2 protein-coding genes (both only partly in view) are annotated in these 23986 nt (G+C 71.9%); both read right to left on the bottom strand.

Features of this window, described 5'->3' with window-relative positions; all coding sequences use genetic code 11:
- Nucleotides 1-12701, bottom strand: partial view of an SDR family NAD(P)-dependent oxidoreductase gene (locus FHS38_RS11930; protein ID WP_184733513.1) — the 5' portion only. The gene continues 4933 nt to the left of window position 1, outside the view; 12701 of the gene's 17634 nt are visible here — the first part of the coding sequence; it begins with the start codon at nt 12699-12701; the stop codon falls past the left edge of the window.
- A protein-coding gene (locus tag FHS38_RS11935) for an SDR family NAD(P)-dependent oxidoreductase (RefSeq protein ID WP_184733514.1) crosses the window boundary here: on the bottom strand, nt 12698-23986 show its 3' portion. 2454 nt of this gene lie beyond the right edge of the window; only the last 11289 of its 13743 coding nucleotides appear in the window; its start codon lies off the right edge, out of view; the stop codon is at nt 12698-12700. Before FHS38_RS11935 ends, FHS38_RS11930 begins: the two co-directional genes overlap by 4 nt.

The raw sequence follows: 23986 nt of genomic DNA on the forward strand, positions 1-23986 counted from the left end.
GAGCCGCCCGCGCCGAACGACGAGATGCCCGCGATGCGCGGGTACTCCCGCGCCTCGCCGTCGGCCGTGGTGACCGTCGGCCGCTTCCACTCCGCGGACTCGCGCTGCACCCGGAAGGGCGTTTCGGCGAAGTCGATGTGCGGGTTGAGCACCTCCGCGTGCAGCGACGGCACCAGCCTGCGGTGCTGGAGCTGCAGCAGGACCTTGGTCAGCGCGGAGATTCCCGCCGCGCTCTCGCAGTGCCCGATGTTGCTCTTCACCGAGCCGATCGCGCAGAACTGGCGGTCGTCGGTGTCCCGTGAGAACGCCTTGGTCAGGCCCGCGATCTCGATGGGGTCGCCGAGTTCGGTCCCGGTGCCGTGCGCCTCGACGTAGCTCACCGTGCGGGCGTCGACACCCGCCTTGTCCAGGGCGGACGCGATCGCGGCGGCCTGGGCGTTGGGGTTGGGGACCGTGTAGCCGTTGGTCCTGCCCCCGTGGTTGACCGCGGTGGACTTGATGACACCGTAGATCCGGTCGTTGTCGGCGATGGCCCGGTCGAGCGGCTTGAGCAACACGGCGCCCACGCCCTCTCCCGGCACGTAGCCGTCACCGCCGCTGCCGAAGCTCTCGCACATCCCCCTGCTCGACGCGAACCCGGTCTGCCCGAGCAGCACGTACTTGGCGGGGTGCAGCGACAGGTTGACACCACCTGCGACCGCCACCTCGCAGTCGCCGAGCCGCAGGCTCTGGCACGCCAGGTGCAGTGCCGTCAGCGACGACGAGCACATCGTCTTCACCGCGACGCTCGGCCCGTGCCAGTCGCAGAAGTACGAGACGCGGTTGGCGATCGAGGCCGAGTTGCCCGGTATCACCTGGGCGGCGTCCGGCCCCTGCCCGCCGACCCCGTAGAGCTGGTACTCGTCGTACATCACGCCCACGAACAGGCCGACGTTGCCGTCGACGCCGTTCGAGCGGTGCTCGCGCAGGGCCTGCCGCGTGTACCCGGCGTCCTGCAGCGTCTCGTAGACGCACTCCAGGAACAGGCGCTCCTGGGGGTCGACCACCTCCGCCTCGCGGGGCGAGATGTTGAAGAACTGGGGGTCGAACCGGTCGATGTCGTCGAGGAACCCGCCCCACTTGCAGTACGTCGTGCCCGGCTTCGAGCCGTCCGTGTCGTGGTAGAGGCTGTGGTCCCAACGGTCGCGGGGGACCTCGACGATGCTGTCCCTGCCCTCGGACAGGTTGCGCCAGAACTCGCGCAGGTTGCCGGCCTGCGGGTAGCGCCCGCCCAGCCCGATGATCGCGATGTCGGCGGCGGGCGGCACGACCGCCGCCGACCCGACCGGCGCCGGAGCGGCCGCGGGCGAAGCGACCGCGGGCGCCGTGGTGACCGCCGTCCGCGGTCCCGGCTCGGGTACCGGCGTCCCGGTCGCGGCCGTGGTGGCGTCGGCCCCCAGCAGCTCCCGCAAGCGGGCCTCGTGCACGGCGAGGAAGTACCCGGCCAGGGCCGTGATGTTCTGGTACTCGAAGAAGAGCGTCTTCGGCAGGCGCCCGAAGACCTCCTCCAGCCTGGCGGTCATGGTCAGCGCCATCACGGAGTCGATGCCGTAGCGCTCCATCGGGAGGTCGGCCTCGATGCGCTGCCACGGCACCTTCAGGGCCGTCGCGAGCAGCGACTTGATGTAGTTCACCGCGGCCGGTTCCAGGTCGTTCTCCTGCGGCGTCGGTGTTGCCGTCCTGCTCTCGGCGCTCATAGGTCGTTTGTCCTCGCTCGGGTGCTGTGCCTTGAGGGCGCTTCGGAAGGCCGCCACGTCCCCCGCGACGACGAGCACTTGGTGGTGGCTCGTCCGCAGGCATCGCGCGAAGGCTTCGAGCCCCGCGTCGCGGCGCAGCGGGGTGATCCCGAAGCGCTCGCGGAGAATCTCCTCGCTGGTGGCGTCGGGACGCATCCCGCCGTCGGCCCACAGCGACCAGTTGATGGACACCGTGCGGCCGCGACGCGCGCCGAGGGCCACCAGATGCTGCCGGTACTCGGCGTAGGTGTCCATGAACGCGTTCGCCGTCGCGTAGTCGGCCTGGCCCATGTTGCCGGTCACGGCGGCGCCGGAGGAGAACATCACGAAGAAGTCGAGGTCCACCTCCCGGGTCGCCTCGTCCAGGTTGACCGTGCCGCTCACCTTGGGCGGCAGGACGCGGGTGAACTCCTCGCCGGACTTCTTGAGGATGAAGTTGTCCTCCCTCACCCCGGCACTGTGGATGATGCCGTCGAGGCGCCCCGCGTCCCGCAGGGTGGCGGCGACCAGGGCCTCGACGCCGGCCCGATCGGTGACGTCGAGCCGCGTGTAGGACACCCGCGCCCCCGACGCCCGCAGCGCCGCCAGGAACCGGCGCGACTGCTCGGTCTCGGGAGAGCGACCGGTCAGCACGAGGGTGACGTCGTCGACCTGCCCGGCGATCTCCTCGGCGAAGATGCGCCCGAGGCCACCGAGGCCACCGGTGATCAGGTAGACGCCTCCGGTCCGCCACGGGGAACGGGGCCGGTCCGCCGCGCGTTCCTCGTCCCACACGACCACTTCGCGTCGCCCGTCCCGGTACCGGACCGTCGCGTCCTCGGGGCACAGCCGTTCGGCCGCGAGGTGTGCCCGCAGGGCGGCCACGTCGTCGTGGTCGTCCACGATGACGACCTGCCCCGAGATCCCCGGGTTCTCCTGGCGTGCGCTCCACACCAACGCGCCCAGGCCGGACAGGGCCGCCGCTTCCGGCCGGTCCGGCACCACGAGCTGCACGAGCGTCTCGGCCCGCGGCCTGTCGCGCAGGATCGTCTTCGTCTTCTCGAAGACCTGCAGCGCGTAGTCGGCGTAACGGCCGTCAGCCGTGGTCGCCCGCGAGGTGAGGACCAGCACCTCGCACGTGGGGTCCGAGGCCATCGCGTCCGCGAGGGCCCCCTGCTCCACGCAGACCAGCGTGTGGTGCGGACCACCCGTGTTCCGCGTGGGTTCCGGCAGCTCGTGCTTCTGCCAGCGCGGGAACAGCAGGACGCCCGGCTCCTCCGCCGCGCCGCCGACCGCGGCCCGCACCGTGAAGCCCTTCACCCGCACGCGGACGCGACCCGTGTCGTCGCAGATGTCGAGATCCAGGCGGCGAACAGACCCGTCGGACCGCCCGTCCGCGTCCTCGCGGACCCGGACCCACATGGTGGGCTCCAGGGCACCGAGCAGCTCGACGCGTTCCACGGCGAACGGCAGCAGGGGACCCGAGGTTCCCTCGGTGTTCCACAGCACTCCCAGGGCGGCCTGCAGGGCTGCGTCCGTGAGCCCCGGGTACAGCAGGTAGCCGTCCGGGATCCGCGGCACGGCGGCGGGCAGCGCGAGACGTGCCAGTGCCTGGCCGTCGCCGACGAAGACGCGTTCGATGCAGCGGAACGAGTCGCCGTACTCGATGCCCGCGGCCTCGAACGCGGCGTAGACCTGCGCGGCGTCCAGCTCACGGGCGCCGCACTCGCCGCGGAGCCGGGCGAGGTCGATGTGGTCCACCGTGTCTTCCGCGAGCGGGACGACCGAGCCCTCGCTGTGGACGACCGGTGCCGTCGCCTCGCCGTCGGCGTCCGACACCGGTGCGGAGACCTCGAAGTGCGTGGTCCGCGCGTCGTCCCGGCGCAGGGTGATGTGCAGATCGCGAGGACGGTCGTCCACCTGGAAGGGCCGGGACCAGACCACGCCGGTCAGCGCCAGCCCCGTGGGCGGCGTCGCTCCCGAGGCGTCGGCCACGGCCGCCAACGCCAGCTCCAGGTAGGCCGCGCCCGGCAGGACCTTCCGGCCGCCCACGCGGTGGCCGGCGAGGAACTCCTCCTCGCCGGTGAACGTCGAGGTGTAGCGCTGCGCCGCGAACCCGGACGTGTTGCGGTGCACCAGCGGATGCAGCACCGCGGTCGACGTGCTCGTCGCACGCGGCTTCGGCTCGACCCAGTACCGCTCCTTGGCGAAGGGGTACGTCGGCAACGGCAGGCGCAGCGGCGCGGGGCCCGCGTGGAGCGCGGGCCAGTCGACGGCGCAGCCGTCGACCCACGCCTCCGCGAGCCGCCGGAGGTCCTTGTCCGCGGTCCACGTCCGCACGAGCGCCTGCTGCTGCTCGTCGTCCTCCTGGCGGGCCGACTGGTCCGGCGTCACCCGTCCGCGCACGAGCCCGCCGTCGGCCGCCCGGTCCAGATGCGCCCTGAGCCCACGCACGACCTCCGTCGGGGAGCCCGCCACGAACGCCAGTCGCTCCTCCATCGCCTCCCGGCCCACCTGGAGCGTGTGCGCCAGGCGCGCCAGGTCGGGCCGGGGCTCGTCCTCGACGAACGCGAGCAGGTTCTCGGCCAGGTCGTCCAACTGTTCCCCGGTCCTGGCGGACAGGGCGATGACGACGGGCCCGGACGCGGCCGGGGAGCCGCTCGCCCCGGTGCGGTACTCCTCCAGTACGACATGGGCGTTGGTCCCGCTGAACCCGAACGAGCTGACGGCGGCGCGCCGCGGCCGGGCACCGGACGGCGTCTGCCACGGCTCGGGGGCCGTGACGACGCGGAAGGGCGAGTTCTCGAAGTCGAAGTGCTCGTTGGGCGAGTCGAAGTTGAGGGACGGCGCCAGCGTGCCGTGGCGCATGCTCAGCAGCACCTTGTGCACGCCCGCGACCCCGGCGGCCTCGGACGGGTGCCCGATGTTGCTCTTCACCGACCCGATGGCGCAGGACCGCGCGGGGACCCCCGACTCGCCGTACACGGTGCCCAGTGCGGAAAGCTCGATCGGGTCGCCCAGTTTCGTGCCCGTGCCGTGCATTTCGACGTAGTCGATGGTCGCCGGGTCGATGCCGTGGCGGTCGTAGACCGTGCGGACGAGTTCGGTCTGACTGGCGGCGCTCGGCGCCGTGATCCCGTTCGTCCTGCCGTCCTGGTTGATGCCGGACGCCGCGACGACACCGTGGACGTGATCGCGGTCGGCCTCGGCGTCGCTGAGGCGCTTGAGCACCAGGGCACCGACCCCCTCACCCGGCACGAACCCGTCGGCGCCGTTGTCGAACGACCTGCACCGCCCCTCCGGGGAGAGCATCCCCGCCTGGCACATGCCGACGTAGGTGTCGGGGAGCAGGTACAGCGAGACACCGCCGACGAGCGCCATGTCGATCTCACCGCTCAGCAGCGCCTGCCGGGCGAGGTGCAGCGCGACCAGCGAGGACGAGCAGGCCGTGTCGACGGCGACGGCCGGGCCCTTGAGGTTGAGGAAGTAGGCGATGCGCGAGGCGGCGATGGCGTTGCTGCTGCTCGTCGCGGACGCGGACACCCCGTCGCCCCCGAACACCAGGAAGCTGTACTCGCTGCCGCTGATGCCCAGGTAGACGCCGCACTTCTGGGAGCCGAGGGACTGCGGGTCGTACCCCGCGTCCTCGAACGCCCGGTAGGCCTCCTGGAGGAACAGCCGGTGCTGCGGGTCGATCCCTTCGGCCTCCAGCGGGGAGATGTTGAAGAACAGCGGGTCGAAGTGGTCGGCGTCCGCCAGGTACCCCATCCACTTGGAGTACGTCTTGCCCTCCTGGCCGGGCCGGGGGTCGTAGTACCGCGAGACGTCCCAGCGCGACGGCGGGACCTCGGTCACGCAGTCGCGGCCGCTGCGGAGGTTGTCCCAGTAGGCGTGGAGGTCCGCCGCGTCGGGGTAGCGCCCGGACATCCCGACCACGGCCACCTTGTCGCCGGCCCGGGTGGCGGGCGCCGGTTCGTCCACCACCGGCGCGTCCACCACCGGCGCGATGCCCACCACCGGCGCGATGTGCGCGACCGGCGCGATGTGCGCGACCGGCTCGGTGACCTCGCTCGGCGTGGCCGCCGCGGACACGGCGGCCGTCTCCACCAGCGTCACCAGGAAGTCGGTGAGCCTGCGCACCGTGGGGTGGTCGTACAGCTGAGTCGCCGCGAGCGACGTCCCGTAGTTCTTGTTGAGGATCTTCACCCACTCCACGCCGACGATGGAGTCCATGCCGAGTTCGACGAAGTTGCGATCGGCGGCGATGTCCTCAGGGGCGAGGAACAGCACGTCGGCGAGGCTGGTGCGCACTCCTTCCAGCAGCACGGCCTTCGAGACCCGGGGACGGTCCGGTGCCGGGGCCGCGACAGGCTCCACCGTCGGAGCGGGCACGGCCTCCACGGGTACCGGCCGGGCGGGTGCGGCCTTGGCGGGTGCGGCCTTCGCGGGTGCAGACGCGGCCAGTTCGCCCCGGACGAAGTCCGCGAGTTCGCGCACCGACGGGTGGTCGTAGAGCTTCGTGGCGGTGAGCTTCGTCGCGTACCTCTTGTTGATGGCCTTGACCCACTCCACCCCGAGGATGGAGTCCAGGCCCAGATCCATGAAGTTACGGCCGGGGTCGATGTCGCCCTCCGGCATCTGCAGGACGTCGGCGAGGCCGCTCCTCAGCTCCTGCCGCAGCTCGCCCAGAGCCTTCACCGGGACCGCGTCCGCCCGGGCCGCGGCAGGCTCGGGCGCTGCCACCGGCGCTGCCACCGGCGCTGTCACCGGCGCGGCGGGCGGCAGGGCCGCGGAGGCCGGGCCCGCCGGAGCGGCGGACCGCTCCCCCAGGTCGGCCAGCCGCACGTTCCTCGGCTTGGCGGCCGCCGGCGTCGACACGGTCATCACCTCGGCCGGGTTCCGCAGCGTGACCCGACGGCGTCCGGCGACGGGACCCACCGGCTCCTCGTGTGCCGGTTGCGCTGCCGCGGCGCCGGACGGCACGGCCTCGTCGGACACCGACCGCTTCACCACGGGGTTCTCCCGGTTCACCCAATACACCTTGCGCGAGAAGGGGTAGCCGGGAACGGCCACCAGCTGCGGATCGTCGTCGGCGAACAGCACCCGCCAGTCGGGGGCCGCGCCCCGGCAGTAGAGGTCTGCCAGCCCCAGGAGCACATCACGGTGCCCGTCGGTGCCCGCCGCGGCGAGCCTCGCGAACAGCGCCTCGCCGTCGGCTTCCCGCGGCCGGTCCCGGCGGTCGCTCGGCACCCCGCCGAAGCGGACCCCGGCGTGCTGCTCGCCCCGCTCGGCGGCGCCCAGCACGGAGACGGCCTCGTCGAGGTCACCGACGACAAGCGCACAACGGTGATCGAAGTGCTGCCTGCGCTCCAGCAGGGTGTGGCTCACGTCGGTGAGGGAGACGACGTCACGGTCCGCGGTCCGCAGCGCCTCGCGCAGGTCACGGATGCGGTCGCGCAGCGCCCCTTCGGTCTTCGCGGACAGGGCCAGCAGGCGGGCGGGGGCGTCGGTGGGCCGCGCCACGCGTGCACGGGCCCGGTAGCTCTCCACGACCATGTGGACGTTGGTGCCGCTCATGCCGAACGAACTCACGGCCCCGAGCCGCGTCCCGGTCGGGTTCTCCGGCCACGCCTTCAGGGTCTTGTTGACGTAGAACGGGCTCCGCTGCCAGGCGATGTAGTCGCTGTCCTGCTCGCAGTGCAGGCTCGGCGGGATGACGCCGTGGCGCAGCGACTGGACGAGCGCGATCAGGCTGACGATGCCGGAGGCGGCCAGCGTGTGCCCGACGTTGGGCTTGACGGAGGTGAGCGCGCAGAACCCGGTCCTGTCCGTGTGCTCGGAGAACACCTCGTTCAGCGCGTTGACCTCGACCGGGTCGCCGAGCCGGGTGCCGGTGCCGTGGGCGACGACATGGCCGATGTGCTCGGGCTCGATCCCGTGCCGCTCGTAGACGGCGCGGTACAGGCGCGCCTGCGCCGCGCCGTTCGGCGCGGTGATGCCGTTCGTCCGGCCGTCGTAGTTGATGCCGCTACCGCGGATCACGGCGAGGATGTCGTCGCCGTCGGCCTCCGCCTGCGCCAGGCGCTTGAACATCACGACGGTGATGGCCTCGCCCAGCACCATGCCGTCCGCGCGCCGGTCGAACGCGAAGCAGGCACCGCTCGCGGAGAGCATTCCCGCCTTGCTCGTCTCGGCGAACACACGGGAGCTCGCCGCCAGGTTGACCCCGGCGACGATGGCGGCGTCGCACTCGCCGTTGCGCAGGCTGGTGCAGGCCTGGTGGGCCGCGACCAGGCCTGAGGAGCAGGCGGTGTTGACGGCGAGCACCGGTCCGGCGAAGTCGAGCAGGTAGCCCAGCCGGGAGGCCAGGATCGCCTCGTGGTGCCCCGTCAGGGTGCCCTCGCCCCCGCCCAGGTGCAGGTAGTCGCCCTGCTCCGCGCCGACGAACATGCCGATCCGCTCGTCACGCAGCTTCCGCTCGCCGTAGCCCGCGCCCTCCAGGACGTGCCACGCCTCCTGCAGCAGCAGGCGCTGCCGCGGGTCCATCGTGCGCGCCTCGCGCGGCGATATCTCGAAGAAGGTCGGGTCGAACTCGCCGATCCCGGGGACGAAGCCGCAGCGCGCCGTCGCGGGGGCCGGGGCCTGCGGGTCGCTCCAGTCGGGGCGCCGGTCCTCGGGGACGGCCGAGAGCACGTCGCGCCCGTCCGCGAGGATCCGCCAGAACTCGTCCACCGACCGGGCAGCCGGGAACCGGCCGGTCATGCCGATGACGGCGATGGGTTCCGGTCCCGACTCCGGGCCCGTCGGTGCCGGGGTCGCGGCCGGAGCCGGGGCCGCGGCCTGGGGCCGGTGGCCGGCCGCGGCCGGTGCGGCCGGGGCCGTGGGCTCCGCCGGGTAGCGGTGCCGGAGGTGGTCGGTGTGTTCGGACACCAGGTGCGCCACCAGCCTCTCCGGGGTGGGGTGGGAGAAGAACACCGAGGGGACGACGTCGACGCCGAAGTGCGTGGTCATCGCGTTCGCGAGCCGGACCAAGGTGATCGAGTCGAACCCGAGCTGGGCGAGGTTCTCGTCGGCGTGGATCTGGTCGCGGGGCACCCGGACGGTCTCGGCGATCAGCGTCTCGAGGTCGGACAGGACACGGGCGGCGAGGTGCTCGTGGCCCGGGCCGGCGACCGGAGCACCGGTGGCGGCGACCTGCGTGCTCGGCTGCTCGGGCTCCGCGGACGCGGCAGGCACTGCGGACGCCGCATCGATCCCGAGCAGGCGGCGCAAGCGCTGCGGTTCGCCCGCCATGACGAGCCCTTGCGGCACGCCCTGGCCGATGAGCTGCTCGAAGAGCCGGATGCCCTCGGCGTTCTCCAGCAGGCGCTGGCCGCTGGAGGTGAGGTACAGCTCGGTGGCCCGCACGTCGTCGAAGCCCATCTCGCCGTCGCGCCACAGCGGCCAGTTGATGGCGACGGTCGCGCCCGAGCGGGTTCCCTGGCGGACGAGCTCGTCGCGGTGGTGGGCGTGCAGCGTCTGGAACCGGTTGCCGACGGCGTAGTCGCAGCCGCCGAAGTCCCCGAGCAGCGCGGAGGACGACGAGAAGTAGCAGACGAAGTCGAGGGGCTCGTCCGCGAGGACCTCGTCGAGCACGAGCGTGCCGTCCACCTTGGCGGCGAGCAGGCCCTGGAAGGCGCGGGCGTCGTCGGCGAGCACGCTGCCCGTGCCGGGGACACCGGCGGCGTGGATGACGCCGTCGATCCCGCCGAAGCGCTCGTGTGCCGACCGGACGACCTCCCGCATGGCCCGCCGGTCGGTGACGTCCGCCTGCTCGTAGTGGGCCTCACCGCCCAGTGACCCGAGCCGGGCGATCCGCCGCGCCCGGTCCGCGTCGAGGGGCGACCGGCCGGTCAGCACCAGCCGTGCCGACCGGGTCCGGGCGAGGTGCTCGGCGAACAGCAGCCCCAGCGCCCCCAGGCCACCGGTGATCAGGTAGGTGCCGCCCTGCTTCAGCAGGTCCTTCCCGGCGCCGGCGGTGGCCGGGCGGACCCGGCTCACGTGGCGCGTCCCGTCGCGGTACAGGGTGCTCGTGGGCCCGGCGAGTTCGGCGCTCAGGCGCGCGAACCAATCGGTCATGGTCGTCCGGGCACGCGTGCCCCGGGCGTCCTCGATCACCGCGACGAACGCCACGCCGGGCAGGACCTGGCCGAGGGAGCGTTCGAACCCCATCCACGACTCGGCGTAGGCGCGCTCGATCCCGTCGCGGAACTCGCCCGCCTGCAGGACGTGCCGGACGCCCGGCTTCGTCGTCGCCACAGCCTGCAGCAGGTGGACGGTGTCGGTGGAGGACCGCGGTCCTGCCCCCTCCTCGACCGGCCACAGGTTCAGTACAGCGTCCACGGGGCCGAACCGTTCGCGGATCTCCGCGAAGACGCGGATCCAGTCGGTCTGCTCCCCCGCGTCCACCGCCCAGCGGCGTCGCGCGACATCGCCCGAGGCCGGTGTCCGCGAGACGAAGACGAGCGTCGCCTCGGGATCGGTCTCGCCGGCGGCTCGCTCCAGCTCCGCCTGGTTCGCGGGGTCGGAGCACAGGCACACCAGGGTCCTCGGTCCGGCGTGCTGCCGGACCGGAGCGCCCACGGGCTCCCAGAACTCCTCGAACACGAGGGCCCCTGGGGTGTCCTGCCGCACGGCACGGGCCGTGGCGGAGGTGTCGATCCAGTGACGTTCCCTGGCGAACGGGTAGGTCGGCAGGGCGATGCGCGGCGGCGTCCCGTCGCCGTGGAGCACGGACCAGTCGACGGCGGCACCCCGCACCCACAGGTCCACCAACTCGGCGGGGTCGCCGGATGCCGCGGCGTCGAAACGGCTCTCGGAGCCCTGGACCGCCTGGCCGCGCGCGAGGCCGTCCTCCGCCCCCGCGACGAAGTCCCTGAGTCGGGAGAGCAGGTCGGTCATGGAGTCCGTGACGATGCCGAGCCGCTCCCGCATGGCCTCCCGGCCGACCTGCGAGGTGTGGGCGAGCGAGGGCAGGTCGGCTGCGGAGAGCTTCTTCGTCTCGATCCAGTCGGCCAGGTCGGCGGCCTTCGCCCGCAGCCTCTCGACGCTGCGTGCGGAGAGCACGACCGCCACAGGTGTCCCGTCCGTACGGGCGGCGGGCGGCTCCGCCCGGTACTCCTCGACGACCAGGTGCGCGTTGGAACCGCCCGCCCCGAACGACGAGATCCCCGCGATACGGGGGAACTCCCGCTCCGCCCCGTCGACCGTCAGCGCGGGCCGCTTCCACTCGGCCAACGTCTGCTGCACGGAGAAGGGGCTGCTCCCGAAGTCGATGTGCGGGTTCAGCTCCGCGGAGTGCAGCGACGGCACCAGCTGCCCGTGCTTCATCTGCAGCAGCACCTTGGTCAGACCGGAGATGCCCGCGGCGCTCTCCGCGTGGCCGATGTTGCTCTTCACCGAACCGATCGCGCAGAACTGGTTGTCCTGGGTGTGCTCCCGGAACGCTCGCGTGAGCCCGGCGATCTCGACGGGGTCGCCGAGCGAGGTCCCCGTGCCGTGCGCCTCGATGTAGCTCAGCGCGCGCGGGTCGACCCCCGCCTGCCGCCAGGCGTCGGAGACGGACCGGGCCTGTGCCTGCGGGCTGGGAACGGAGTACCCGTTCGTCCGGCCCCCGTGGTTGACCGCGATCCCCTTGATGACCCCGTGGATGCGATCCCCGTCGCGCACGGCCTGGGCCAGCGGCTTGAGCAGGACGGCGCCGATGCCCTCGCCGGGGACGTAGCCGTCGCCGCCCTTGCCGAAGCTCTCGCACCGGCCCTTGCTCGACACGAACTTGCCCTGCCCGAGCATCAGGTACTTGTTGGGGTGGACCGACAGGTTCACCCCTCCCGCGAGCGCGACGTCGCACGCGCCGGACTCGATGCTCTGGCACGCGAGGTGGATGGCGGTGAACGACGACGAGCACATCGTGTCGACGCTCATGCTCGGACCGTGGAAGTCGAAGAAGTACGACACCCGGTTGGCGACGGCCGAGGGATTGCCGGACAGCGCCACGGAGTTGCCCAGGACCTGCTCCTGCGCGCCGTAGAGCTGGTACTCCTCGTACATCACACCGGCGTAGACGCCGACGCGCGTCCGGGTCCCGTCGCCGAGCGGGGTGTTCAGCCGTTCGGGGGTGTAGCCCGCGTCCTCGACGGCCTCGTAGGCACACTGGAGGAACAACCGCTCCTGCGGGTCCATCAGCTTCGCCTCGGGCGGCGAGATGCGGAAGAACAGGGAGTCGAACTCGTCGACGCCGTCGACGAATCCGCCCCACTTGCTGTAGGTCTTGCCGGGCGCTTCCTTGTCGGCGTCGTAGTACACGCTCTGGTCCCAGCGGTCGGCCGGGATCTCGGTCACGCAGTCGCGGCCCGCGGCCAGGTTCTCCCAGAACTCGTCGAGCGTGCGGGCCTTCGGGTAGCGCCCGGCCAGCCCGATGATCGCGATGTCGAGTCCCGTCGTCGGGCTCTGCGGCGCCGGCGGGGGTGTGGCCGGGAGCGCCCGCGGCTCGTCGAACCGCGTCGACCACCTGCCCGTCCTGAGCGGCTTGCGCGCGAAGGCGGCCCGCCCCGGTGCGACGTCCCTGCCCCGGGTGGGCGCCGGGGCGGGGTCGGCGGGGGCACCCGGCTGCCCGCTGCCGGGCTCCGCGCCCAGGTACCGGGCCAGCTCGGGCCCGTGCGCGGCGAGGAAGTGGCCGGTGAGCGCACGGATGTCGCCGAACTCGAAGAACAGGGTCTTCGGCAGCGACCCGAAGACGGCTTCCAGCTCGTCCGTCATCTTCATCATCATCACCGAGTCCAGCCCCAGGCTGTCGAACGCCGCACGGGCGTCGATGCGGTCGGCCGGGAGCTTGATGACCTCGGAGAGGACACGCGTGAAGAACGCCGTCGCCTTGGCTTCGAGGGAGTTGGGGTCGTTGTGCGTCACTGATTCGTCCCGGCATCAGAGGAGAAAGGGGAACTCTGGTACGAAGCGGATGAGCCGGTGTCCCCGGCTCCCGCGCGGCCCGGTCCAGAAGCGACCATGACCTGGCTGTGCGTCGAGGCGAGGACGCGGTGGAAGGCCGAAACCCCGGTCGCCGTGTCGAGGGGGACGACGCCGTAGCGCGAGCGCAGCATCGACCGTACTTCCGGTGACACGCCCATTCCCCCGTCCTCCCACAACGGCCAGTTGACGGACAGGCTGTGCCCGGAGCGTTCCCCCCGGGCCACGAGGTCCTGGCGGTGCCAGGCGTAGGCGTCCATGAAGGCGTTCGCCGCCGCGTAGTCGGCCTGGCCGGCGTTGCCGAACGCCCCGGTCGTGGACGAGAACGTCACGAAGAAGTCCAGCGGCAGCGTGGACGTCGCCCTGTCCAGGTTCACCACCCCGGACACCTTCGGGGCCAGGACGTCCGCGAAGTCCTTGGCCTGCTTGGTCAGGATGAAGCCGTCCCGCGTCACCCCGGCGGCGTGGATGACGCCGTCGATCCGGCCGTGTTCTGCCACCAGGGTGTCCACCAGGGCGTCGACCTCGGCCTCGTTCGCGACGTCGACCTGCCGGTAGTGCGCCGCCGCACCGTGGGATTCCAGCTCCCGCAGCGCTTCCCGCACCCGCGGGCCCACCGGGGAACGCCCGGTCAGCACCAGCGTGGCGCTGCGCGTCCGCGTCGCGATCTCCCGCGCGAAGACCAGGCCCAGCGCTCCCGTCCCACCGGTCAGGAGGTAGACGCCGTTCTCCCGCCACGGAACCGGGGGGACGTCGGCGGTGCCGGCGCCGTCCTCGATCCAGGCGGGCACCTCGCGCCGCGCGTCGACGTACCGCACGATCGTGTCGTCGGGGTGCGCACGGTTCTCCCGCACCCGCCGGGCCGCGGTCTCGGGCGTGTCCGTCTCCTCCAGGAGGATGACCTGCGTCGAGACGTTGGGGTTCTCCATCGTGGCCGTGCGCAGCAGTCCGACGAGTCCGGACAGCGGACCGGATGCGGGGCCCTGGCCGATGACCAACTGGATGCCGGCCCGGCCCGCGGACGCGCCGCGCAGCACGGAACGCACGTGTTCGAGGGCCTGCAGCCCGTACGCGGTGTACTGCCGGTCGAGTTCCTTGTCCCCGGAGGTCAGCACGACGGCGTTGTCGTGCTCGGACAGCAACGCCGCCGCCTCCGGCATCTCGACGAGAAGCACGGTGCGCCGCACGTCGTCGTCCTCCGACAGCGTGTTCGTCACGGGACGCGCCTGCCATTCCGGGTGCAGCAGCGCCCGGACGTCGGTCGGCTCCTTCGTGCGCTCGACCGGTTCCCCGTGCCCCGACGGCCCGTCGAGGGTACGGAAGGACAGGCCACCGATCCGGACGCGCACGCGGCCCTGGTCGTCGGCCAGGTCCACGTCGACCTTGTGGAGCGCGTCGCCCGGCTGTTCCGCACGTGGGCGGACCAGCGCCCACATGGCGGCCGTGCTGCTGTCGAGGACGAGGACGTCGTCGATCGCGAAGGGCACGAGCGGAGCGTCTTCCCGCTGCGCCCCCAGGCTGCCGATCACGCCGATGGACGCCTGCAGCGCCGCGTCGACGAGACTCGGGTGCACCGTGTAGTCGCCCTGCGTGCCGTGGGCCGCAGCGGGCAGCACGAGGTGGGCCAGCGCCTGGTCCTGCCCGACCCAGATGTGCCGGACGCCCCGGTGCGCGGGGCCGTAGGTGATGCCGGCGGCGCTGTACGCCTGGTAGCACTGCTCGGCGGTGAGTTCCGCGCGGTCGCAGGCATCGCGGAGGGAATGGAGGTCGAGCACCGTTTCCGCGGCGCCCTCCGCCAGGTAGACGGCGCCTTCGCTGTGCACGACCGGTTCCGCGTCGTCGGCAGTGCTGTAGACCCGGAACCCGATGTCGCCGTCGGCCTGCGGGTGCAGGCCGATGTGCACTTCCCGCGGCTTGCCGTTCACGTGCAGCGGCTGCGCCAGGACGACGTTCTTCAGCGCCACCGGCGCCGACGGCTCGGCCTGGGTCCGGCAGGTGATGCAGGTCGCGGCGACGGCCATCTCCAGCAGGGCCGCGCCCGGCATGAGCTTCGCGCCGTTGACGACGTGGTCGCGCAGGAACGGCTCGTGCCCGGTGAACACCGAGGTGAACCGCTGCTCCGCCAGGTCCGAGGTGTTCTCGTGCACCAAGGGGTGCAGCACGCGCGGCCCACGGGTGTCCACACCCAGGTTGTCGAACGGGAAGTAGCGCTCGCGGCTGAAGGGGTAGGTGGGAAGTGCGACACGTCGCGGTGTCGCACCGCCGGGGTAGAGGCGGTGCCAGTCCACGGGGACGTCGTTGACCCACAGTTCGAGCAGCTTGTCGTACCTCCCCTTCTCGGCCCAGGTCGCGATCAGGATGTCGAGGTCGGCGTCCTGGGAGAACAGCGCGGAGACGGTGTTCTCGTCCTTGGCCCTGCTGCGCACGACGTCGTCGGCGGTGGTGCCCGCGAGGACGTGGTGGAGCTTGTCGACGAGGTCCGGTGCGGAGGTGGCCAGGATGCCGAGGCGCTCCGCCAGCGGCTCACGTCCGACCTGCAGCGTGTACGCCACGTCCGCCAGGTCGAGGTGGGCGTTCTCCGGACGGCTCAGCCATGCGGCGAGGTTGCGGACCACGTCGCGCAGCTCGTCCCCGGTGCGCGCCGACAGGGGGACGACGACGGGGCCCGCGACCGCGGGGGCGCGCTCCCCCGGTGCGGGGAGGTACTCCGAGACGATGACGTGGGCGTTGGAACCGCCCGCGCCGAAGGAGGAGATCCCGGCGATCCGCGGGGTCGCCGGGTCGGGCGTCAGCCAGTCGGCGAGTTCGCGTTGGACGCTGAACGGAGTGCTGGTGAAGTCGATGTTCGGGTTCAGCGTCTCCGCGTGCAGGGACGGGGCGAGCTTGCGGTGCCGCATCTGGAGCAGGACCTTCGTGAGGCCGGCGATCCCGGCAGCGCTCTCCGCGTGGCCGATGTTGCTCTTCACCGATCCGATGGCGCAGAACTGGTTGTCCTGGGTGTGCTCACGGAATGCCTTCGACAACCCGGTGATCTCGATCGGGTCGCCCAGCGCGGTCCCCGTGCCGTGGGCCTCGACGTAGCCGACCTCGCGGGCACCGACACCCGCTGTCTTCAGCGCGTCGGCGATGGTTCCGGCCTGGGCGTGCGGGTTCGGCACGGTGTAACCGTTGGTCTTCCCGCCGTGGTTGAGCGCCGTGCCCTTGATCACCCCGTAGATCCGGTCCCCGTCCGCGACGGCCTTCGCCAGCGGCTTCAGCAGGACCGCGCCCACCCCCTCGCCCGGGGTGTAGCCGTCGCCGCCCGCGCCGAAGCTCTGGCAGCGTCCGGAGCTGGAGACGAAGTTGCCCGTGCTCAGCAGCAGGTACTTGTTCGGGTGCAGCGACAGGTTCACCCCGCCCGCGACCGCCACGTCGCAGTCACCCCACTGGATGCTCCGGCACGCCAGGTGGATCGACGTCAGCGACGACGAGCACATGGTGTCCACGCTCATGCTCGGGCCGTTGAAGTTGCAGAAGTACGACACCCGGTTCGCGATGGCGGCGGCACTGCCGCTGACCGCGAGGGGATCGCCGAGCGCCTGGCTCTGCGCGCCGTAGAGCTGGTACTCCTCGTACATCACGCCGACGAAGACCCCGACCCGGCCGTCCAGCACGTTGCCGGTGCGGGTCCTCACGGACTCGCGGACGTACCCGGCGTCTTCGAGGGTCTCGTACACGCACTGGAGGAACATCCGTTCCTGCGGGTCCATGATCTCCGCCTCCCGCGGAGAGATGTTGAAGAACAGCGGGTCGAAGGCGTAGGCGTCGTCGACGAATCCGCCCCACTTGCTGTACGTCTTCCCCGCGGCCTGCCGGTCGGCGTCGAAGTGGCGGTCGTGCTCCCACCGCTCGACGGGGATCTCGGTGACGCAGTCCTTGCCGTCAGCCAGGTTCCGCCAGAACTCGTGGACGTCCTGTGCCTGCGGGTAGCGGCCCGCCAGGCCGATGATCGCGATGTCGACCGGCCCCGACGGAGCCGTGCCCGCCGCGGGCAGCTCGGCTCGCGGCCGCCTGCCGCGGTCCCGCCGGGTGCCCGCCTCCCTGGGCGCGGTCTCGCGGGTGGTCCGCTCGCCCGCCGCGACGGCCCGTGCACCGCTGCTCCCGGTGGAGACGAGTGCGCGCACCTTGTCCGGGTGGGCGGTGACGAAGTGCCCGGCGAGGGCCTCGATGCTCTGGTACTCGAAGAGCAGGGTCTTCGACAGCGACCCGAAGACCTCCTCCAGGGCCCGGGTGAGGTCCATGGTCATCACGGAATCGATGCCGTAGTCCTCCAGCGACGCCTCGGGGTCGATCCGGGCGGCGGGCAGGTTGATCACCGACGACAGCAGCTTCGTGAAGTACGCCACCGCCGCGCGCTCGATGCCTTCCCCCGTGAGGTCGGGCTCGATGCCGGCGGACTCGATGCCAGCGGACTCGATGCCGGCGCGCTCGATGTCGGCGCGCTCGTCGGCGGTCAGGTCGTCGGCGGCGGGTCCGGCCGGGGCGGACCCGTGCCCGTCCGCCGGGGCGCCGATGAGGGCCGCGAAGCGCTCGGTGTCGCCCTCGAGGACCATGACCTGGTCCTCGTCGGTGGTCAGCGCCCGGTGCAGGGCGCTGATCCCGGTCCGGGTCCGCAGCGGGACCATGCCGAAGTTCTCGCGCATCGACCGCTCGGTTCCGGCGTCGACGCCCATGCCGCCCTCGGCCCACAGCGGCCAGTTCACCGACAGCGTCCGGCCCTGCCGTTCGCCCCTGGCCACCAGGGTGTTGCGGTGTCCGGCGAAGGCGTCCATGAACGCGTTCGCGGCCGCGTAGTCGGCCTGCCCCACGTTGCCCGACACACCGGCGACCGAGGAGAAGAGCACGAGGAAGTCGAGACCGACGTCCGCCGTCGCCTCGTCCAGGTTCACCAGGCCCGCCACCTTCGGCGCCAGTACGGCGCCGAAGTCCGCTTCGGTCTTCTTCAGGATGAAGCTGTCCCGGATCACACCCGCACTGTGCAGAACACCGTCCAGGCGGCCGTACGCGTCGCGGATCCGGCGCACCAGCGCCTCCACCTGGGCCGGGTCCGTGACGTCGACCTGCTCGTACGTCGCTTCCGCACCCGACGACCGCAGCTCGGCGATGACCGCGCCCCGGCTCTCGTCCAGGGCTCCGCGGCCGGTGAGCACGATCCGCGCGCCCGGCGCCCGTGCGGCGATGTCACGGGCGAACAGCACGCCCAGCCCACCGGCACCACCGGTGATCAGGTACACCCCGGCGTCCTTCCACGCCACCGCCACGTCACCGCCGGCGGTGGCGCCGGGCAGCTCGCGCCACCGCAGCACCTCACGGGCACCACCGCGGTACCGCACCACCGCGTCCTCCGCCGCGGCGCGGTCGGCCCCGACCCACGGAGCGACCCGCTCCGGGTCCTCCCACGGTTCCACCAGGATGACCTGGCCCGCGACACGCGGGTTCTCCAACCCCGCGGTCCGCACGACACCGGCCAGCCCCGACCACACCGACGACTCCCCGTCGGCGGGCACCACCACCTGCACGCACACGTCGTGGTGCGCGTGCTCGGCCAGTACCTGCCGCACCACGCCGAAGACCTGCAACGCGTAGTCCGAGAACCGACCGTCCACACCCGACGCGTCGGAGTCCATCCGGACGACCCGGGTCCCTCCGCGCGATGCGAGCGCCTCCGCGACCCCGGGCAGCCCGGCGACCACCGTCACCGTGGCAGGCTCGCCCTCGCGCGCACCGCCCTGGTGTTCCTCGCCGACCCAGTGCGGCGCGGCGAGGAACAGCCCGACATCCTCGGCCTTCCTGTCCTTCCCGGCCGAGTAGGCCCGCAAGGACAGGCCCTTGAGCCGAACAGCGACCGTCCCGTCGTCGTCGCACAGGTCGATGTCGAGACGGCGGACCGCGGAATCCTCCTGCCGGCCGGTGCTGGAGCGCACCCACGCCCACATGGACCGCGCGCAGTCACCGGTGATCTCCACCTCGTCGACCGCGAAGGGCAGGTGCGGTGTCCCCTCGTCGTCCGCGGTGACCCCCAGAGCGGCCTGCACGGCCGAGTCCAGCAAGGACGGGTGGAGGCCGTAGCCGTCCGGTGTCGCCCCGACGGTGTCGGGCAGCACCAGCCGGGCGACGACCTGGCCGTCACCCACCCACAGCCGCTGGATTCCTCTGTGGCCCGGACCGTAGGCGATGCCGTGTGCCGCGAAGGCGCCGTACACCTCATCGGCGTCCAGCACCGAATCCCGGCACTCCGACCGCAGGCCCGCCAGGTCGACAGTGGTCCGGGGGGTGCCTCCCGCGGCCGCGGGAGGCACGAGCACCACGCCCTCGCTGTGGATCACCGGCTGGGCGGTGGGGTCCTGGTCGGGGTGGCTGAAGATCTCGAAGCCGATGTCGTCCCCGGCACCCGGACGCAGGCTCACGTGCACGGCCAGGGGCCGCTCTCCCACGATGACGGGCCGCGTCCAGGCGACGTTGGTGAGGCGGATCGTCCCGTGCGGCTCGCCGTCCAGGGACACCGCCACGGCTGCCCGCACCAGTTCCAGGCACGCCGCCCCGGAGAGCACCCGTTCACCGCGCACCTGGTGGTCGCGCAGGAAGAACTCGTCCCCGGTGAACACCGAGCTGAACCGCTGCCCGGCCAGGCTGGACGTGTTCGTGTGCACCAGGGGGTGCAACTGCCCGGCGCCCTGCATCGGCGCCCGGTCCTCGTCCAGGGACGGCCAGTAGCGCTCGCGTTGGAAGGGGTAGGTGGGCAGGGAGACCAGGCGCCGCGTGCGGGGCCGGTGAAGCTTCGCCCAGTCCACCGCCAGGCCCGCCACCCAGAGTTCGAGCAGCTTGCCGTACTTCTTCTTCTCGATCCAGGCGTCCAGCGCCCGCGCCATGTCCTCGTCGACGGCGAACACGCGCAGGCTGTCGTCGGTGCCGCGGCGCTTGGCCTTCGCGCGGTACAGGCCCGGAACGTTCTCGCCCGCGAGGAAACCCCGGAGCGCCTCGGTGAGTTCGCCGCTGGTGGCGACGACGACGCCGAGCCGCTCCTCGAACGCGTCCCGACCGGTCTGCAGGGTGTAGGCGATGTCGGACAGCGCCTCCGCCGCCCCGTCCTGGGCGAGCCAGTCCAGGAGTTGCTCGGCCTGGTCGCGCAGAGCGGGTTCGGTCCGCGCGGACAGCACGATCGCCACCTCGGCGTCCGGCTCGCCATCAGCGTGGTCGACGACGCGGTCGGGGAGGTACTCCTCCACGATGACGTGCGCGTTCGCCCCTCCGGCGCCGAACGAGGACACCCCGGCGATCCGCGGCGACTCGGTGCCGTCGGCGGTACGGGGGCGGGTCCACTCGGCCAGGGACTGCTGGACCCGGAAGGGGCTGCCCTCGAAATCGATGTGCGGGTTCAGTACCTCGGAGTGCAGCGAGGGAACCAGCGTGCCGTGCTTCATCTGCAGCAGCACCTTGGTCAGCCCGGCGATACCGGCAGCGCTCTCGGCGTGGCCGATGTTGCTCTTCACCGACCCGATCGCGCAGAACTGGTTGTCCTCGGCGTGTTCCCGGAACGCCTTCGTCAAGCCGACGATCTCGATCGGGTCGCCCAGCGACGTGCCGGTGCCGTGCGCCTCCACGTACGACACGTCCCGGGCGTTCACACCGGCCTCGCGGAGGGCCCGGCCGATCACCTTGGACTGCGCCCGCGGGTTCGGGACCGAGTACCCGTTCGTCTTCCCGCCGTGGTTCACCGCCGTGCCACGGATGACACCGTAGATCGTGTCCCCGTCCGCCTCCGCGCGGTCCAGCGGCTTGAGGAGGACCGCGCCCACACCCTCACCGGGGACGTAGCCGTCGCCACCGGCGCCGAAGCTCTCGCACAACCCGCGGCTCGACGCCCACTTGCCGCTGCCCAGCATCAGGAACTTGTTCGGGTGCAGCGACAGGTTGACACCACCGGCGACGGCCACCTCGCACTCGGCGTTGAGGAGGCTCTGGCAGGCCAGGTGCAGCGCCGTGAGCGACGAGGAGCACATCGTGTCCACCGCCATCGACGGACCGTGCAGGTCGAAGAAGTACGACACCCGGTTCGCGATGGAGGACGGATTGCCGGACAACGCGATGTTGCGGCCCCGCGCCTGCTCCTGAGCACCGTACAGCTGGTACTCCTCGTACATCACGCCGACGAAGACACCGACGTTGCCCTCGAGCTCGTCGGCGGGGTGGCGGCTCAGCTCCGACCGCGTGTACCCGGCGTCCTGGAACGTCTCCTGCACGCACTCCAGGAACAGCCGCTCCTGCGGATCCATGAACTCCGCCTCGCGCGGGGAGATGTTGAAGAACAGCGCGTCGAAGCGGTCCGCACCATCCAGGAATCCACCCCACTTCGCATACGTCTTCCCCGCCGCGTGCTGGTCCGCGTCGTAGTAGCGACCGTGATCCCAACGATCCGCCGGGACCTCGGTCACGGAGTTCTTGCCCTCCACGAGGTTGCGCCAGAACTCCCGCACGTTCGACGCCCCCGGATACCGCCCGGCCACGCCCACGACGGCCACATCGGTACGACCCGTGGCGCGCGGCCGCACCACACCGCGCGCCCGCGCCAGGGGACGCTTCCCCGACCGCTTCCCCGACACCGGGGCAGGCCGGGCAACCGCGGCAGCGGTCGCGTCGGCACCGTCAGCGGTCGCACCGTCGGTGCGCTCGGTCTCCCCGCCGGAAGACCCGCCGGCCACGCCGAGCAGCACGGTCAGTCGGTCCTTGTGCGCCGTCGCGAAGTACCCGGCGAGGGCACGGATGCTCTGGTACTCGAACCAGAGGGTCTTGGGCAGCGACCCGAAATCCTTCTCCAGCTTGCCGGTCAGGTTCATGGTCATGATCGAATCGATGCCGTACACCTCGAAGGCATCGTCGACATCGATCCGGTCGACGGTGAGGCGCAGCTCGGTCGCCAGCACCCCGGCCAGGTAGGCGCACACGCGCTCGTCCCACGTGCCGTCCGGCCGCCCGGCGCCCGCACGACGGTCCGGGCCCGGATCCGACACCGGCTGCGACTGCGACTGCGACTGCCGCTCGGGAACCGCGTGTGACGTGTCTGCGGCGACCTGCGGCGCAGGCACCTCGCCGGTGCCGTAGGCGCGGGTGGAGAACCCGGTGAACCGGCAGGACACCACGCCGTCGTCGTCACACACGTCGATGTCGAGTTTGCGCACCCCGCTACCGGGGGTGTCGTCGGCGCTGTAGCGCACCCACGCCCACATGCTGTCGCGGAACGGAGCGAGGATCTCGACCTCGTCCACCGCGAACGGCAGGAACAGCGCACCGTCTTCGGCATCGCCGCTCTCGGCGAGCAGACCGACGGTCGCTTGCAGCGCCGAATCCATCAGGCCCGGGTGCACCACGAACTCACCCAAGGAATCCGCTGCCTCCGCGGACAGCCGCAACCGTGCGAGTGCCTGGCCGTCGCCGACCGCGACACTGTCCACCCCACGATGCGCGGGGCCGTAGTCCAGCCCCAACGACCGGTACAGGGCGTAGCAGCGCTCCGCGTCCCACCGCGCACCGTCACAGGCGGCCCGCACGCCGTCGACGTCCACCGCCGTCACCGAGCCCGACCCGCCCGGCACCGCCGCGCCCTGGCAGTGCACCACCTCGCCGTCCACCGAGTCGGGGGACGTCGTGATCGTGAAGCCCACCTCTCCCTCGGACTCGACCACCAGCGTCGTCCGCACCCGCACGGACTCCTCGGCCACCTTGACGGGCCGCGCCCACACCAGGTTGCGCAGCCTCAGCTCGCCGACGCCGTCCACCGACGCCTCGACCGCCGCCCGCGCCATCTCCACGTACGCCACACCGGGCAGCACCCGCTCGCCTTGGACGACGTGGTCCCGCAGGAAGAACTCGTCACCGGAGAACACCGAGTCGAAGCGCTGCACGTCCAGGGTCGAGGAGTTCACCTGCGCCAGCGGGTGGACCACGCCCACGCTCCGCGCGCCGTCGACGCGCGCCGCTGCCGTTCCCACGTCACCGACCCAGTAGCGCTCCTTGGCGAACGGGTACGACGGCAGGGACACCCGGCGCACCGCGCCCGCGCGGGGAAGGGTCTCCCAGTCGAACGCCAGTCCCTTGACCCAGAGGTCCATCAGCTTGGCGAACTTGGCCTTGTCGATCCACGCTCCGACGGTCGCCGCCATGTCGGAGTCGGCGGCGAGCAGGGCCAGGGTCTCCCTGTGCTGCTTGACATCGCCCAGGTACAGGTCCTCGACGTCGTCGTCGCCCGCGGCGAACGCGGTCAGCTTGTGCGCGAGGTCGGCGAACGAGGCCACGCGCAGCGCGAGCCGCGACTCCATCGCCTCACGACCCACCTGCAGCGTGTACGCGACATCGGCGAGGCGCAGGTGTGCGGAGTCCTGGCGGCCGAGCCAGGCCACCAGGTCCCCTGCCCGCTCGCGCAGGCGGGCACGGTCCTTCGCCGAGAGCACGACCACCTGCGGGCCGTGGTCGTCCGGGGTGGTGCCCGCCGTGTCCGCGCTGCGGTACTCCTCCACGATCACGTGCGCGTTGGAGCCTCCGGCGCCGAACGAGGAGACCCCGGCGACGCGGTTGCGTTCCACCACCGCCCCGTCGACCTCGGCCGTGGGGCGCTTCCACTCGGCCAGCTCCCGCTGGACGCGGAACGGGGTCGAGCCGAAGTCGATCTCGGGGTTCAGCTCCTGCGCGTGCAGGCTGGGGGCGATCTGCCCGTGCCGCAGCTGGAGCACCACCTTGACCAGCCCGGCGGCGCCGGCCGCCGCTTCCAGGTGGCCGATGTTGCTCTTCGCCGAGCCGATCGCGCAGTACTGACGGGCGTCGGTGTCCTTCGCGAACGCCCGGGAGAGGCCGCCGATCTCAATGGGGTCGCCGAGGGCGGTCCCGGTGCCGTGCGTCTCGACGAAGCCGATGTCGTGCGCCGACACCCCGGCCCTGTCCATGGCCTCGCGCACCGCTTCGGCCTGGGAGGCCGGGTTGGGCACGGTGTAGCCGTGGGTCCGGCCGCCGTGGTTGATGCTGCTGCCGCGCAGCACGGCGTGGATGACGTCGCCGTCGCGCCGCGCGTCCGCCAGTCGCTTGAGCAGCAGGACGGCCACGCCCTCACCGGGGACGAATCCGGTGCCGCCCGCGCCGAAGCTGCGGCACTTCCCGTCGTCGGAGAGCATCCGCACCCTGGACATGAGGACGTAGCTCGA

Source organism: Streptomyces netropsis (genome assembly GCF_014203545.1).
In the GTDB taxonomy this organism is placed as follows: domain Bacteria; phylum Actinomycetota; class Actinomycetes; order Streptomycetales; family Streptomycetaceae; genus Streptomyces; species Streptomyces netropsis.